The 15,062-nt window shown below is 71.1% G+C and carries 17 protein-coding genes; 3 read left to right on the top strand and 14 right to left on the bottom strand.

The window, feature by feature from the left end:
* Positions 1 to 28 precede the first annotated feature (28 nt).
* Complete coding sequence (locus F593_RS26065) at positions 29 to 1,105, top strand: VOC family protein (RefSeq protein WP_022929884.1); 1,077 nt, start codon at positions 29 to 31, stop codon at positions 1,103 to 1,105.
* A gap of 39 nt (positions 1,106 to 1,144) precedes the next feature.
* On the opposite strand, the gene pyk is transcribed toward F593_RS26065, so the two are convergent.
* From pyk to F593_RS0116625, 3 genes are all read right to left on the bottom strand, one after another.
* Positions 1,145 to 2,566, bottom strand: coding sequence for a pyruvate kinase (gene pyk, locus F593_RS0116635; protein ID WP_022929883.1), 1,422 nt, complete (start codon positions 2,564 to 2,566; stop codon positions 1,145 to 1,147).
* 92 nt (positions 2,567 to 2,658) lie between these two features.
* Positions 2,659 to 3,813, bottom strand: coding sequence for an NAD(P)H-dependent glycerol-3-phosphate dehydrogenase (locus F593_RS26060; RefSeq protein ID WP_022929882.1), 1,155 nt, complete (start codon positions 3,811 to 3,813; stop codon positions 2,659 to 2,661).
* A 59-nt stretch (positions 3,814 to 3,872) separates the two neighbouring features.
* The gene (locus tag F593_RS0116625) at positions 3,873 to 4,097 is read right to left on the bottom strand and encodes a hypothetical protein (RefSeq protein ID WP_022929881.1); all 225 of its coding nucleotides are present in this window, start codon (positions 4,095 to 4,097) and stop codon (positions 3,873 to 3,875) included.
* 150 nt (positions 4,098 to 4,247) lie between these two features.
* Here F593_RS0116625 and F593_RS0116620 point away from each other — a divergent pair, with 150 nt between their 5' ends.
* Positions 4,248 to 4,958, top strand: coding sequence for a metal-dependent transcriptional regulator (locus F593_RS0116620; RefSeq protein WP_022929880.1), 711 nt, complete (start codon positions 4,248 to 4,250; stop codon positions 4,956 to 4,958).
* Between the two features lie 110 nt (positions 4,959 to 5,068).
* Here the strand turns inward: F593_RS0116620 and F593_RS26055 are convergent, their stop codons facing one another.
* The 4 genes from F593_RS26055 to F593_RS0116600 all read right to left on the bottom strand — a co-directional run bounded on the left by F593_RS26055 (position 5,069) and on the right by F593_RS0116600 (position 8,530).
* Positions 5,069 to 5,947 (bottom strand): 5-oxoprolinase subunit C family protein, encoded by an 879-nt coding sequence (locus tag F593_RS26055; protein WP_022929879.1) that lies wholly within the window; start codon positions 5,945 to 5,947, stop codon positions 5,069 to 5,071.
* Entirely contained in the window at positions 5,944 to 6,552 is a 609-nt protein-coding gene (locus F593_RS0116610) for a 5-oxoprolinase subunit B family protein (protein WP_033207944.1), read from the bottom strand. Before F593_RS0116610 ends, F593_RS26055 begins: the two co-directional genes overlap by 4 nt.
* The gene (gene pxpA, locus F593_RS0116605; RefSeq protein WP_022929878.1) at positions 6,549 to 7,280 is read right to left on the bottom strand and encodes a 5-oxoprolinase subunit PxpA; all 732 of its coding nucleotides are present in this window, start codon (positions 7,278 to 7,280) and stop codon (positions 6,549 to 6,551) included. Before pxpA ends, F593_RS0116610 begins: the two co-directional genes overlap by 4 nt.
* Positions 7,281 to 7,363: 83 nt before the next feature.
* Entirely contained in the window at positions 7,364 to 8,530 is a 1,167-nt protein-coding gene (locus F593_RS0116600; protein ID WP_051160568.1) for an NRAMP family divalent metal transporter, read from the bottom strand.
* Between the two features lie 200 nt (positions 8,531 to 8,730).
* Between F593_RS0116600 and F593_RS0116595 the strand changes: the two genes are divergently transcribed.
* Complete coding sequence (locus F593_RS0116595) at positions 8,731 to 9,444, top strand: GntR family transcriptional regulator (protein WP_022929876.1); 714 nt, start codon at positions 8,731 to 8,733, stop codon at positions 9,442 to 9,444.
* A gap of 220 nt (positions 9,445 to 9,664) precedes the next feature.
* On the opposite strand, the gene F593_RS0116590 is transcribed toward F593_RS0116595, so the two are convergent.
* From F593_RS0116590 to F593_RS30005, 7 genes are all read right to left on the bottom strand, one after another.
* Complete coding sequence (locus F593_RS0116590) at positions 9,665 to 10,081, bottom strand: DoxX family protein (RefSeq protein WP_022929875.1); 417 nt, start codon at positions 10,079 to 10,081, stop codon at positions 9,665 to 9,667.
* A gap of 237 nt (positions 10,082 to 10,318) precedes the next feature.
* Positions 10,319 to 11,431: an aminotransferase-like domain-containing protein gene (locus F593_RS0116585; protein ID WP_022929874.1), complete on the bottom strand. Its 1,113-nt coding sequence runs from the start codon at positions 11,429 to 11,431 to the stop codon at positions 10,319 to 10,321.
* A 59-nt stretch (positions 11,432 to 11,490) separates the two neighbouring features.
* Positions 11,491 to 11,688, bottom strand: coding sequence for a hypothetical protein (locus tag F593_RS0116580; RefSeq protein WP_022929873.1), 198 nt, complete (start codon positions 11,686 to 11,688; stop codon positions 11,491 to 11,493).
* Positions 11,689 to 11,779: 91 nt separating this feature from the next.
* On the bottom strand, positions 11,780 to 12,250 hold the full coding sequence (locus F593_RS0116575; RefSeq protein WP_022929872.1) for a 6,7-dimethyl-8-ribityllumazine synthase: 471 nt from the start codon (positions 12,248 to 12,250) through the stop codon (positions 11,780 to 11,782).
* Between the two features lie 42 nt (positions 12,251 to 12,292).
* Complete coding sequence (locus tag F593_RS0116570) at positions 12,293 to 13,327, bottom strand: RES family NAD+ phosphorylase (RefSeq protein ID WP_022929871.1); 1,035 nt, start codon at positions 13,325 to 13,327, stop codon at positions 12,293 to 12,295.
* 2 nt (positions 13,328 to 13,329) lie between these two features.
* Positions 13,330 to 14,289, bottom strand: a complete 960-nt coding sequence (locus tag F593_RS0116565; RefSeq protein WP_022929870.1) for a sce7725 family protein — start codon at positions 14,287 to 14,289, stop codon at positions 13,330 to 13,332.
* Positions 14,286 to 14,984, bottom strand: coding sequence for a sce7726 family protein (locus tag F593_RS30005; RefSeq protein ID WP_022929869.1), 699 nt, complete (start codon positions 14,982 to 14,984; stop codon positions 14,286 to 14,288). The genes F593_RS0116565 and F593_RS30005 overlap by 4 nt, the downstream gene beginning before the upstream one ends.
* Between the last annotated feature and the right edge of the window lie 78 nt (positions 14,985 to 15,062).

Below are 15,062 nucleotides of genomic sequence, written 5' to 3'. Positions count from 1 at the left end.
CCGAGCACGTCCGGAAGGACGGGACACCATGCAGATCGACGGCATCCACCACATCTCCACCATGACCGGCGACGGTCGCCAGGCGACGGAGTTCGTCACGGGCGTCCTCGGCCTGCGCCTGGCCGCGAAGACGGTCAACCAGGACTCGCCGGACATGTACCACCTGTTCTTCACGGACGAGGACGCGAGCTCCGGGTCCGACCTGACGATGTTCGAGTCCCGCGGCCTGCCGCAGGGCCGCGCGGGCGCCGGCCAGGTCCACCGCATCGGCATGCGCGTCGCCAGCCCCGCGGCGCTGGACTTCTGGGAGGAGCGCTTCGCCCGCTACGGCGTCGCGCACCGCCGCCAGGCGGGCACGCTCGTCTTCGCGGACCCGGAGGGCCTGACGTTCGAGCTCGTCGTCGACGACTCGGGCGACCCGCCCCTGCGCGCCCGTCACCCGCAGATTCCGGAGGAGGTCGCGTTCCGCGGCTTCGACGGCGTGCGCATGCACTCGCGCCACCCCGAGCTCTCCGCCGGGGCGCTCGCGAGCGTGCTGGGCGCGACCGAGGTCGCGGGCCCGACGCCGCTGGACGGGGCGACCGATGCCGCGGACACGGGCGGCGGCGTCGGCGGGTCCGGTGCGGACGGACCCGCGATCGGGAACGGCGCGGCGACGGACGAGGTCCTCGCCCGGTACGAGCTGCGCTCGGATCGCCGGGGCGGGCTCGTGACGATCGACCGCGCGCCCGACGTCCGGCCGCTGCAGGGCGCCGGCACGGTCCACCACGTGGCCTTCGGCATCCGGAACGACGACTACGAGGCGTGGCTGCCGCAGGTCGAGGGCAAGGGCCTACGCACCTCGGGTCTCGTCGACCGCTTCTACTTCCGCTCGATCTACTTCCGCGAGCCGGGCGGCGTGCTCTACGAGCTGGCGACCGACCTGCCGGGCTTCGAGGCACGGAATCCGCGCGAGGACTGGGGCGTCAAGACGATCCTTCCCCCGTGGCTCGAGGAGCACCGCGCGGCGATCGAGGCCAGCCTCCAGCCCATCCCGGACCCCCGGGAGGACTGGGACGAGCGCGAGGCGAGCGAGACGCCGAGCGTGTCGGGGCCGGCCGCGTAGGACGGCGGCGGCCCGGCCAGGACCGCCGCTGCCGCCCCTCTAGACCGTCTGGACCTGCAGCAGGCTCGTCGTCCCCGGCTGGCCGCTCGGCAGGCCGGCGGTGATGACGACGCGGTCGCCCGGCTTGAGCCAGTCGAGCTCGCGGACCTTGGTGGCGGAGTCCTTGATGAGCTCCTCCGTCACCGCGTGGTGGTGCATGAGGGCCGCGTCGACGCCCCACATGAGGTTGCAGCGGGCGACGGTCTCGCGGCTCGGGGAGAGGGCGATGACCGGGCGGTTCGGGCGGTGCGCCGAGACGAGGCGGGCCGAGCGACCGGACAGGGTCGGGACGACGATCGCGGCGGCGTCGAGCTCCTGGGCCGTCTGGACGGCGGAGCGGGCGACGGCCCAGCCCGGGTCGGTCGAGTCGCGCTTGACGCGCCGCTCGTTCCAGTCGAAGAACGGGGCGATCGTCTCCGTCTCGCGGGCCACGTCGGCCAGTGTGCGGATCGCCTCGACGGGATACATGCCGATGGCGCTCTCCTGGGAGAGCATCACGGCGTCCGTGCCGTCGAGGATCGCGTTGGCGACGTCGGTGACCTCGGCGCGTGTCGGGCGCGAGGAGGAGACCATCGACTCGAGCATCTGCGTCGCGGTGATCGCCGGGCGGGCGTAGGCGCCGGCGAGCGCGATGAGCTGCTTCTGCACGCGCGGGACCTGGGCGATCGGCAGCTCGATGCCGAGGTCGCCACGCGCGACCATGATGCAGTCCGAGGCCGCGACGATCGACTCGGCGTTCGCGATCGCCTGGGGCTTCTCGAACTTCGCGATCAGCGGGCAGCGGGTGCGGGAGCGCAGGGCCTCGAGGTCCTCTGCGCGGCGCACGAAGGAGACGGCGACCATGTCGACGCCCATCGCCTTGCCGGCGGCGAGGTGGAGCAGGTCCTCCTCCGGCACGGCCGGCAGCAGGTCGGCGGGGCCGGAGAGGTTGACGCCCTTGCGGGACGAGACCGGGCCGCCGAGCTCGACGACGCAGTCCGCCTCGCCCTCGCCCTTGCGGACGGCGAGCACCTTCAGGCGGACGGTGCCGTCGGCCAGGTGGACCTCTTCGCCGACCTCGACGGCCTCCGCGAAGCGGTCCCACGCGACGACGAGCCGGTCGGCGTCGCCGACGTCCTCGACCGAGCCGGCGACGAGGGTCATGCGGTGACCCTCCTTCAGCTCGATCGGCTCGTTGGCCACCTGACCCAGGCGGATCTTCGGGCCCGGGAGGTCCTGCAGGATCGCGACGGGGCGCCCGGCACGGTCGGCCGCGGCGCGGACGAGGTTCACCGTCTCGGCGTGGCTCTCGTGCGTGCCGTGGCTGAAGTTCAGGCGGGCGACGTCCATGCCCGCGTCGATCATCCGCACCAACACCTCCGGATCCAGGCTGGCCGGCCCGATGGTGGCGACGATCTTCGTACGGCGAGGGAGCTGCGACACAGCCTTACTCTAGGCGGCCCGCGACGGCGCGCGTGTCCGGCTGGTGACCAAACCGGACGATCGGGCACGCCGGCGCGGCCCGGGCACGGGCGCTACTCGTCGCCCGAGACGAGCATCGGCGCCGGCTCGGCCGGCCCGAAGAGCCGCGCCCACACGCGCTGCCACCAGCGGCGGATCGGCCCGGGCTGGCCACCCGCACGCCAGTTCGCCGGCGGCGGGACCGTCGTGCGGACGAGCGCGACCCAGTCGTCGAGCGGGATCGAACCCTGGATCAGACCGACGAGCCCGGCGGTCACGGGGGCGGCGATGCCGTTGCGCTCGAGGGCCGCGGCGAGGAGCGGGACGGACTCGAACGCCTCGACCGCCTGGCCGACGCGGTCCGGGATCTCGTCGCTCGCCACGCCGGCGGCGAGCAGCTCGCCGGCGCGGCGGTTGCGGCTCTGGGGGGCCAGCGCGGTGGCGACGAGGTCGCCCGTGCCCGCCAGGCCGATGAAGGTGGCGGGCTGCGCGCCGAGCTTCTCAGCCAGGCGCCAGACCTCGGCGAAGATGTGGCCGGCGGCGGCGCCGGCGGCGTTCAGGCCCTGGCCCTCCGTGGCACCGGCGGCGAGCGCGGCGGCGTTCTTCGCGGCACCGGCCAGCTCCACGCCGACGGGGTCGTCCGTGTGCTCGCACACGACGCCGGCGCGGAGGAACACCGCGGCGATCGTTGCGGCCAGCTCCTGGTCAGCGGACGACGCGACGAGCCCCGCGCCGTGGGTGACCATCTCGCGGGCGTGGGCGGGGCCGCCGACGCAGGCGACGCGCTCCGGGCCGAACCGCTCGGCGAGCAGCACCGTCGGCGGGATCCCGAGCGGCGGCACGAGGCCCTTCGCGAGCGAGATCACCTTGGAGCGGCGGTCGAGGCCCTGCGACTCGAGGCGGTCGACCGCCTCGCCGAGTTGCGCGGAGGGGACGCCGAGGAAGACGAACTCCGCGCGTCCGGGGCCCGCCTCGATGGAGTCGATGCGCAGGTTCGCGGGCAGCTCGACGCCCTCGAGGTAGCGGCGGTTCTCGTGCTCCTCGCGCAGCTCCTCCGCCTGCTCGGGCGTGCGGGTCTGCAGCGTGGTGCGGAACCCGCCGCGGGCCAGGAGGACCGCCACGGCGGTGCCGAAGGAGCCCGCGCCGATGACCACGGCGCGGCGTCCCAGGGGGTTGGGCAGGTTGACGCCGCGCATGGGCGCGGCGGTCGGGCGTGGGCGCTCGGACATCTCGATAGGTGTAGTACCCGGGCCCGCCGCGGCGGGTACTCCGGGCACGCGGAGCGGCTTCAGGAGCGGCTTCCGCGCCCGCGGGAGAAGACGCCCCAGGCGATCCACAGCGCGGCGATCACGGCGACGCCGATCAGGACCGTCCAGATCAGGCTGACGACCGCGCCCACGACGGACGCGGCGACCCGGATCACCACGAGCACGGCGACGATGATCGCGACGATCTTGACGGCGTCCAGCGCGGTCAGGCCGCCGTCGTTGGAGGAGGAGTGCCGCGAGTTCATACGCCCTACGGTACCGGCGCCGAGCCGGGGGCGGGGCGGTCCTGTTCCGGGAGCGCTCGGGCTCCGCGCCGACGGCCGGACCGCAGCCGTCGTGGCGCGTCGGCGTCAGGACGTCCCGTCGCTCGCGGCCCCGACGGCTACGATGGCCCCATGGCTCACCCGACCGCCGGCGAAGAGGAATACCTCGAGACCCTCTACTGGCTCCACGAGGTCGAGCTGCCGCTGACCGCGGCGAACGTGGCCCGCGCGATGCTGCTCTCGGCGCCCACGGTGCACGAGATGGTCAAGCGCCTCGAGGCCGACGGCCTGATCAGCCGCGACGAGCGCAAGCGGATCTCGTTCACCGACCGCGGGCTGTCCGTCGCGGAGAACGTCGTCTCGCGCCACCGGCTCGTCGAGCGGTTCCTCACGGACGTGCTCGGCATCCCGTGGCACGAGGTGCACGAGGAGGCCGAGCGCATGGAGCACGCCATGAGCCCGGCGATCGAGGAGGGCATGCGCCTGGCCATCGGCACCGCGACGACGTGCCCGCACGGCCACCCGATCGCCGTCGGCCAGCGCATCCCGGGCGCGCCCCTGGCGGACGTCGAGGTCGGCGCCACGATCCAGGTGCTGCGGTTCGAGAACGAGGCCGAGCAGGTCCTCCACTACCTCTACGGCGCCGGCGTCCAGCCGGGCCTGAAGGGCACCGTCACCGAGCACGACGACGAGCACGTCACGTTCGAGGACGCGGAGGGCGTGGCCCACCGCCTGACGAGCTCCGCCGCCGAGACGGTCTCCGTGAAGGCCGACCCCTCGCCGCCCGCGCGCGTCGGGCTGCCGGCCGCGGTCGTGCTCGACCAGGCCGCCTTCGGGCGGTAGCGGGCAAGCCCGAGGCGGCCGTTCGCGGGGACGCCCGAGGCGGCGTTCGCGGGGACGCCCGAGGCGGCGGCGTGCGGGCCGCGTCCTAGCCGGCCGTTGCGCGCCGGATCCTAGGCGGCGACCTCGCGGCCCCAGGTGCCGTCGAAGGCGAAGCGGATCTCGTCCCCGGGCCGGAGCTGCGCGATCTTGCCCAGATCGCATTCGGCGACGACCGCGATGACCGGGTACCCGCCGGTCGTCGGGACGTCGGCGAGCAGGACGATCGGCTGACCCGACGGCGGGACCTGCACCGCGCCCGGCACCATGCCCTCCGAGCGGAGCTCGTCCGGGCGTTGGCGGGTGAGCGCCGGACCGCGGAGCTTGACGCCGATGCGGTTGGCGTCGCCGGTGGCGACGAACCGCTCCGTCCGCAGGCCGCGGCGAGCCTCGGCGGTGAACCACGAGGCGCGCGGGCCCGCGCTCACGGTCACGGTGACCGCGCGCTCGATCGACGGGACGGGCACGGCGTCGACCGCCGGCGGCGGTGACGTCGGGTCGCCCAGCGCCAGCCACGCTCCGGCGGCCACGGGCGGGGGACCGATCTCGCCCCGCATGTCCCAGGACCGACTCCCGAGGATCGGCGCCGCGGCGATGCCGCCGGAGAACGCGACGTACGACCGCACCCCGGCGACCGCCCGGCCGATCTGCAGGACCGACCCGGCGGGCGCGGGGAACGCGCAGTTCATCGACACTTCGATGCCGTCGAGGGCGGCGATGTCGACGGGGGCACCGGTGATCGCCACGGTGCAGTCGCGGTGCAGGCGCACCCGCGGGCCGTCGAGGGTGCACTCCAGGCCGGCGTCCGCCTCGGGGTTGCCGACGAGGCGGTTGGCCAGCTTGAGGGAGTCCCGATCGGCGGCGCCGGAACGGCTGACGCCGAGGTGGCCGTAGCCCGCCCGCCCGAGGTCCTGGACGGTGGTGAAGGCGCCGGGATGCTCGATCTCGATCACGCGGGGCCCTCGACGAGGCGGACGGTGTCGCCCGGCTGCAGCAGCGCGGGGGACTCGCGGGTCGGGTCGAAGAGCAGGGCGTCGGACGACCCGACGATCTGCCAGCCGCCGGGCCCCGCCTTGGAGTAGATCGACGTGTACTCCCCGGCGATCGCGAGCGCTCCGGCGGGCACCCGCGTGCGCGGCTCGGTGCGACGGGGCGGCTGGATCAGCGGGTCCCCGCCGATCAGGTACGGGAAGCCCGGGGCGAAGCCGATGAACGCCACCGTGTACTCGGCCGCCAGGTGGCGACGGACGAGCTCCTCCGTGCTCATGCGGCACCGCTCGGCCACCGTGTCGAGGTCGGGGCCTCCGTAGGTCACCGACAGCACGACGGGAAACGCGTCCGCACGGGCCGGCTCCTCGTCGCTCTCCCAGGACCCGAGGTCCTCGAGACGCGGCGCGCGGTCCCGCCCGACCATCAGCACCGTCTGGTGGCCCGGGATCACGTCCTCCAGATCGAGGGTGCGGTGGGCGAAGCGAAACAGTCGTTGGGCCGCGGCGTTGTCCGCGACCTCGACCAGGAGGGCGCGGTCGCCCACGGGGTGCGCGGTCAGGCGGCTCATGCGAACGCTCGGAGCTCGACGCCGTCGCGCAGCAGGTTCTGGCGGACGAGCGCGGCGAGCTCCGCGGCCCCGGGAGCATCGCCGTGGACGCAGAGCGACCGGGCCGCGACCTCGACCCACCCGGCCTCGGCCTCGATGGGCTGCCGCGCGGCGAGCCGCCGGGCCTGGGACAGCGCCTCGTCGGCGCTCAGGGACCCGCGGCCCGTGCTCCGCGGGACGAGCTCCGTCGCCGAGCGGTACCGCCGGTCGACGTAGGCCTCGGCGACGACCGTCACCGCGGCCTCCGCGGCGACCCGGGCGAGGACCGTTCCGGGCATGGCGAGCACGGCGAGCGTCGGATCGTGCTGGAGGATCGCGTCGACGACGACCGTGGACTGCTCGACGTCGGTCGCGCACCGGTTGTACAGGGCCCCGTGGGGCTTGACGTACCCCACACGCGCGCCTTCGGCACCGGCGTGGCCGTCGAGCGCTTCGAGCTGCGCGAGCAGGTGGCCCAGCAGCACGCCGGGCGCAGGGCTCTGCGGACGACGCCCGAAGCCTTCGCGGTCGAGATACGAGACGTGTGCCCCGATGCGCACCGAGCGCTCGACCGCAGCAGCGCAGCTCCGGCGCATGATGCGGTCGTCGCCCGCGTGGAAGCCGCAGGCGACGTTCGCACTGGTGACGACGCCGAGGAGCTGCTCGTCGTCGGCGGCGCCCTCACCCAGATCGGCGTTGAGATCGATCACCGAAGGCGCCTCACGGCCCACGCCCGACGCTGCACCATCGCTCGACAGTACTCCGGTTCCCCTATCGCGTTCGGAGCTCGGGCTCACGAGAAGATGGTGGGGAGCAGCCTGAGGGACTCCCAGCCGGCGTAGACCGTGAACAGCCAGGCGGCGGCACCCACGATCAGCAGCACGGGCGGGTAACGCGCCCCGCCGAGGAGGTCCCGCCGGCGCCAGGCGACCCAGATCACCACGGCCAGGCCGAAGGGGAGGATCAGGCCGTTGAACGCTCCGGCGAACACGAGCAGCTCGGTGGGGGTCTCGCCCAGGATCAGGTACGCCACCGTGGCGACGGTGATGAAGAGGCTGATCGAGAGGTTGAAGCGCCGCGCCACCGTCGGAACGAGCGTCTTCACGAACGACGCCGAGGTGAACGACGCCCCCACCGTGCTGAGCAGGCCAGAGACGAAGAGCACGAGGCCGAACAGGCGAGCGCCGGTCTCGCCGCCCGCGAACCGGAACACGGATCCGGCGGGATCGGCCTCGTTCAGCTTGGCACCGGCGACGACCGCGCCGAGGACGCCCAGGAACAGCAGCAGGCGCAGCACGCCGGTGATGAGGATGCTGTTGACCGAACCCCAGCTGATCCGCCGCAGGTGGTCGGGGCCGATCGTGCCGGACTCGATGAGACGGTGCGGCCCGGCGTACGTGATGTAGCCGCCGACCGTGCCCCCGATCAGGGTCAGGACCGGCAGGAAGTCCAGGCCGTGCGGGTCGACGGTGCGCTGGGCAGCCTCCAGGACGGGCGGGCTCGTAGCGATGGCGACGTAGGCGATCAGTCCGATCTTGACCGCGCCGAGCGCGATCGCGACCTTGTCGATGGTCCCCTCGAACGCCTTGTAGGAGAAGACGAGGATGGCGAGGGCAGCGCCGATGACCGCCCCGATGCGCAGGTCGATGCCGGCGAGGTTGTGCAGCCCGAGCGCGACGCCGGCGATGTTCGCGATGGTGAAGACGATCCCGCCCAACACGATCAACCCGGCCAGCAGGTAGCCCGAGCCCGGCAGCACGACGTTCGAGAGGTCCTGGGCACGCAGCCCGGACAGGCCGATCACGCGCCACACGTTGAGCTGGACGGCGAGGTCGATCACCACGCTGAGCACGATCACCGCCGCGAAGGAGGCCCCGTAGGTCTCGGTGAACTTCGCGGTCTGCGTGAGGAACCCCGGCCCGACGGCCGACATCGCCATCAGGAAGACGGCCCCGGTCATGGCGAGCCGGTGGGAGACCACCTTGGGGACGCGCCCGCCGGATGCGGGCGGACGGTCGGCTGGGGGTGCTTGATCGACCTCGGACACGGGACAGCTCCAGTAGGGGTGAGTGCTTCCTGCTGCGAGAGGTATAACGATTGTTGAACAATGCGTCAATCTCACACATGGCTCTTCCCCGCTTTGGGTGATTGAATCGTCGGATGGAGCACGACGTGGTGGGCCCGGACTACGAGGGCCTGTTGCGGGCCGGCCGCAGCACGATCGCCCGCACCGGAACCGCGGAGCGCGCGGCGGAGTACCTGCGCGACCGCATCATCGATGGCGCCCTGCCGCCCGGGACGCGGATGGCCGAGGACGCGATCTCCAAGGGCCTCGGGATCTCGCGCAACACCCTGCGCGAGGCGTTCCGGCTGCTCAGCCACCAGCGCCTGCTCGAGCACGAGCTCAACCGCGGGGTCTTCGTCCGGTCGCTGCCCCGCGAGGAGGTCGGCGATCTCTACACGCTCCGCCGCCTGTTGGAGACCGCGGCGATCGACGGTCTGGGCCCGGACCCGGACCTCACCGACGTCGAGGCCCCCTTGCTCGCCGCCGAGCGGGCCGCCGAGGCCGGTGACTGGGCGGCGGTGGGCAGCGGCGACCTCGCGTTCCACCTCGCGCTCGTCGCGTTGTCGGGGAGCACCCGCGCCGTCGAGGTGATGCGCGGCGTTCTCGCCGAACTGCGACTCGTCTTCTCGGTCATCACGGAGCCCCGCCGGCTGCACGAGGCGTACCTGCCCCGCAACCGGGTGATCCTCGAGTTCATCCGCTCGGGCGCGATCCCCGAAGCCCAGGCCGAGCTGTCCGCCTACCTCGAGGACGCGCAGCGCCAGCTGCTCGCGGCCTACGACTTCGACGTGGAGTCCGGCGGCCGCTGAGGGGGGGGCAAGGCACGACCCGCATGACGAAGGCCGCCCGTGGGGCGGCTTTCATCGTTCGGCGGGGAGACGCCCCTGCGGGCGCCCCGAGCCTCGCCGCAGTCCTACGCGCCCCGCCCCGAGAAGCTCGGGGCGGGGCCCGCACCCCTGCGGGTGCCCCGAGCCCTGCCGCAGTCCTACGCGCCCCGCCCCGAGAAGCTCGGGGCGGGGCCCGCACCCCTTACCACTTGCCGAAGAGCGGGCCCGTGATGCCGGCCGGGATGTCCTGCGTCTGGTTGACGAAGTAGAAGAGGATCAGCAGGCCGCCGATGAGGGCGAGGTTCTTGTTGAAGTGGATCTGCTCGCCCTGCTTGGCCTGGGCATCCGTCTCCTTCCAGTGCGCGTGCATCATCAGCGTGACGGGGATGAGCGTCAGCGCGATCAGCAGGGCGCCGAGGTCGGTCCAGATCCCGAGGAGGATCGACAGACCGCCGAGGGCGAAGACGAGGCCGCTCAGGACGACGCCGGCCTCGGCCGCGGGAATGCCCTTGGACGCGGCGTACTGCGCCATGCCCTTGCGCTGGGTGATGTGTCCGACGGCGGAGAGAAGAAAGATGACGGCGAGCAGTACGCGGCCGACGAGAAAGACGATGTCCATGGTGATTCGGTCCTGATGGTTGCGGTTGAAACTTCCTGCGAAGCACCATAGCACCAAAGCGGACTACGGTCCGGTTCGTTCGGGAGCGGGGCTTGCAGACGTGGGTGGGGCGCGCGCATGTGGCGCGTCGTCCGGGCTTCCTCTCAACGACGAAGGCCCCGCGGTGCGGGGCCTCCGGTACGGCTGCTGCGCCGCCGGTCGGCGACGGCGGGACGGCGGCCAGGGCCGCCCGGGCGGTCAGCCCTTCGCGGCGTGCACGGCCTCGGCGAGGCGGCGGACGCCCTCGTCGATCTGCTCGGCCTTGACGGCGGAGTAGGCCAGGCGGAAGGCGTTCTCTCCGCCTTCGATCAGGAAGTCCGTGCCCTTGACGATCTGGACGCCGCGGTCCGCGGCCTCCTTCGCGATCTTGGCGCAGTCGTGGCCCTTGCCCTCGGGCAGGGAGACCCAGAGGAAGTAGCCGCCCTCGGGCTGCACGAAGGTCGCCTCGGGCAGGTGCTCGCGCAGCGCGGTGCCCAGTGTGCCGGCGCGCTCGGCGAGCGCGTCCTTGACGTTCTGCAGCGCGGCGGGGAACCGGTCGGAGGACACGAACTCGTAGACGATGGCCTGCGAGACCTGGCTCGGCGAGATGTAGGTGTTCGTCGCCCGGCGCTGGATCTTCGCGATCAGCTCGGGGTTGCCGACGAGGTAGCCGACGCGCACGCCGGGGCAGACGGTCTTGGAGAAGCTGCAGGCGTAGACGACGTTCTTCGGCGTCGTGGAGCCCTCGGGCGCGTCGAGCTCGAGCATCCGCGGGAGCGACTCGCCGGTGAACCGCACGTCGACGTACGGGTCGTCCTCGAAGATGAGGAACCCGTACTGCTCGGCCAGCGCGAGCAGCGCGCGGCGCTTCTCCAGGGACAGCGTCGAGCCGCCCGGGTTCTGGAAGTTCGGGATGACGTGCGCGAGCGTCGGGCGCAGGCCGCCCTCGAGCAGGCCGCGCAGCTCGTCGATGTCGATGCCGTCCTCCTGCAGGCCGACCAGGTGGACGTCCGCGCCGCGCTCACGCAGGCCGAGCAGGGTGCGGTCGTACGTCGGGCGCTCCGTGACGACGGCGTCGCCCTTCCCGACGACCTCGTCGAAGAGGAACGCGTCGGCCTGCATGGAGCCGTTCGTCACGAGGACGTGGTCCTCGGGCACCCCGTGCTTGTCCGCGATCAGGCGGCGCAGGGGCACGTAGCCGATGGCGGTTCCGTAGCCCGTGACGCCGGCCGGATCGTTCTCGAACGCCCGCACGGCGGCCTGCTTCAGGCCTTCGACGTCGACGATGTCGGCGGACGGCGCGCCACGGGAGAAGGAGATGGAGTCGGCCATGCGCGCAAGCCTAGTGGGCCGCCCGTGAACGCCGTAGCCCCGAGGGGCCGGGCGAGCGGTCAGCGGCCGGGGCGACGAACCCGCGGAGCCACGGGCGGCGCCGGGTCCTCGGGCGCGGCGGGGTCGAACGACCGCAGCTGGCGGCGCGCGATGGCGGCCGCCGAGGCGAGGTCGTCGAGGGGGTGCACCGGCACGGAGCGCTTGGCGCCGGCCCCGAGGGCGGAGAGCACCCCGTTGAAGTCCAGCGAGCCGGGCACACGCCCACTGTACGCACGGCACCGGCGGATACACGGACGGCGGTCGACCGACCGGGATTCGACGCCGGTCGGCGGACTCCTTCCCCGACGCCTACGAGATCTGGTCGAGCGAGGCGATCGTCCGCACCGTCGCGCGCGCGGCCTCGGCGCCCTTCGTCACGAAGTGCTCGCCGAAGTAGCGGAGGTGCTCCTCGTGCTCGTGGAAGTGGTGCGGGGTGAGGACGCTGGAGATGACCGGCACGCCGGTGTCGAGGCCGACGCGCATCAGCCCGTCGATCACCGCGGTGGCGACGAACTCGTGGCGGTAGATGCCGCCGTCGACCACGAGGGCCGCGGCGACGATCGCGGCGTAGCGCCCCGTCTCGGCGAGCCGCTTGGCGTGCAGCGGGATCTCGAACGCGCCCGGCACGTCGTAGACGTCGATCTGCGAGACGGCGTAGCCGTGCTGCGCGATCTCGTCGATGTAGGACAGCCGCGCGCGATCGACGATCTCCTTGTGCCAGGAGGCCTGGACGAAGGCGATCTGCTTGTCGGCGGTGACCGGGGACGCGGGGGTGCTCATGGTGCGGGACGGTACCGGCGCACAGGGACGACGGTGGGAAGGCTAGGAAACGAGCCTACGGTCGAGCGTCATTGCCGTGATCTCGTACGTCTTAGGGTTCGGGTCAACGGCAACGAGCCCATCGTCGAAGAGAACTGCGTTCGTGCCTGAAGGATGGAGCGAACTCGAGTAGAGGATGCCGTCCAACCCAAGGTGTTGCACGAGGCTGGCAAGCCATTGCGTCGGCACGTACTCGACCTCGTTGTCGGTTGGCCGGACCGGTCGCTGCAGTTCTCGACCGAGTCGTTCGATCGTGCGTGCCGCGTCGAGTCGAGACGCCGCGTCGTTCTCGATCTCGAACGGGTCCAACGGCGAGAAATCGTCAAGACCGAGCACTCTGATCGGGGCCGTCGTCTTGAACTCGGCAACGGTGACGAAGTGATGTTGTACCGCACGACACTCGCGAATTGACGTCTCGGGTTCGCGGGCGAGATAGAGGTGAGGTATCCCGATCGGATTAGCGCGTCCCGCGGTCGCCAACGGGGCGGGCGGCATCGACATCTGGCTAGGTGGAAGCCCGTCGGGCGTCTCGCATACCCGCGCGCGAAAGAACGTGACTCCTGGCTTGACCCGACGGGCTCGGGAGGTGACGATTTGCTCGAAAAACTCGAGGTTCGATGCTGCGGCCGGGAAGTACCGGCTGCGGTGCATCAGGTCTTCTGTGAACCGTGCCCACGCGTTTGAGTGATCAGTCGCGGCAGCGTTCTCGCGGCGGAGCCTTGCCGGTCGATCGAGCGGGAGTGGAACGGGCTCATCCGCAAATACCGCGCGAAGGAAAGCTGTCGCCTGAGGGGTGGCGCGGTGCGCGAAGAGCCGCCAATCGCCCTGTAGTGCTTCCGCGAGTGAGGGCGCCGCTCCCTCGTCGGACGTCTCATAGTGCGATAGCAATGCCGAGAACTGGTCAAGGAGGACCTCGGCGTCCCAGACGTTCGTATTCGGGATGCCGCAGAGGTCGCAGTTGCCGATATCGGCCGTCTCATCCGTCTGCGCCGCCAGCGGATTGGCATGGCCCTGGAAGCACTTCCGGCAGCAATCCATTGCTAGCTCAGCGCGTCGTCCATCACGTACAGGTGGTTCTGCATGGAGAGCTTCTTAACGACTCCAAGGCCCGGAAACCGCTGTTCGCGGTGATACGCGCGGAACTGCTCAAGTGCGGGGTTGTCGAGACCCTCATCGTCGATGAACGCAACCAGCTTCGATACTGCCTCTAGGAACTTCCCGCCGGGGTCGGACTGGTCCTCGTTGCTCGTGGAACAGAAGTGCCGAATGTAGATGAGCTGATCGGCGGGATCCTGGTACGTGAGGTGGATCACGAGGGCCAACGGCAGTCCGCCGCCCTCGGAATAATCGTCCCCGATCGTCAAAAAGTCCGAGATGCCGACGAACCCGTCTTCCTCGAAGTAGAGGTGTGCGTTGCAGAAGACCGATGGTGCCTTATCGACGTATGCCGTATTGCGTGGTAGGCGCTTGAATGTCCGGTCCAGTTGTACGCAGGAAAAGCTCCGTGGGAAGGCGTTGAGGCTCCGAACGTCGCTTTTCGCTTCCGCGACGTGAAGCCAGATGCCCTGCTGCCGCAACTCACCGAGGTCTCTCGGCCCGGCCGTCGGCTTGTCATAGATGAGATTGAGCGGTGCGTCGGAGAGTGAGGAACCCCTGATGGCGTCGATTGCATCGTCGCTGTTGCCTCCCGCGCGAAGCGAGACGCCGAAGCAGAGGTGCTCGATCGTGGCGTCGGACGCGTCGATGCTCTCGACGATCACGGCGGGCGCGTCCCCGCGATCCGCGAGGTCTCCCTTGGCGGGGTTCACGATCACCGTGTAGCGAAAACCGTGCTCCTCGAGACTGGTGATGGTCCGAGCCAAGCCCGTGTTGCCGCTGGGGTCACGGACGGGCTCGATGATGGGATGCACGATTGTCCCGCCAGGTCGCGCGCGCGCAAACTCCCGGATGGCGATGAGCTCGAATTGCTTACCGCGGAAAATCGGGAAATACGTGCTCATGCGGCGGGCTCCTCAAGCCACTGACGCAAGTTCCGGGCCTGCGGGGCGTCAGGGTTGATATCTACGCACACGTGCCGGATGGGCCGCATGCAATCAGCACCCAGCGCTCGTGGTTCGCGGAGTTTCCGTCGCCGCAGTTGATCGGCCCAGAGCTCATGAATTTCGACGGGTCCGAGGTCGCGCACGGCACTCAGGCACCGCGAGAAAAAAACACCGCTCGGGGCGTCGGGCGCAACACCGGTGGCTGTCGTGACGAGATCCGTGTACTCCGGCTTGGTGAGGGAGCGCATCAACGCCTCGACGCTCAGGCCTGCTCCGTCCCATGTCGCTGCTCGCTTGACGCTCAGCCGCGCCCGACCGCGGGAGAGTGCTACGACGCCGACGGGCGACCCGTCAAGTAGGTCAACGTATCGCCGTGCGAGGCGCTCGTCGGTGATTACCGAGATTTTCGGGAACACCGTGCGGTAATCCGCAAGCTGCTTCGCCAGACGGGCGGGCGAGTCGAGCTCCGTCTTGATTTCGTAGGCGTGGACCGAGCCGTTGACGATCACGCAGTCGGCTTTGGACCGGCGCACTCGGAACTCTTGGAGCATCGCCGTGGTTCTAGGGCTGTGCCGGCCGAAAAGGATGTTGTTCGCGACCGCGTTCTTGTAGATCGATTCGTCGCGGTAGTTCTTGGACAGCCATGCGGCCACCGAGTCAAGCGCTTCGGCACGGGACGCGTCCCCAGGGATGGTCCCTCTTTCGGCCAGCGAGCGAAGCCCTTGCGCGGC

The sequence above is a fragment of the Patulibacter americanus DSM 16676 genome, assembly GCF_000420025.1.
In the GTDB taxonomy this organism is placed as follows: Bacteria; Actinomycetota; Thermoleophilia; order Solirubrobacterales; family Solirubrobacteraceae; genus Patulibacter; species Patulibacter americanus.
Note: the sequence above shows the minus strand (reverse complement) of the source record. Positions and strands in the feature narration are given on the sequence as shown.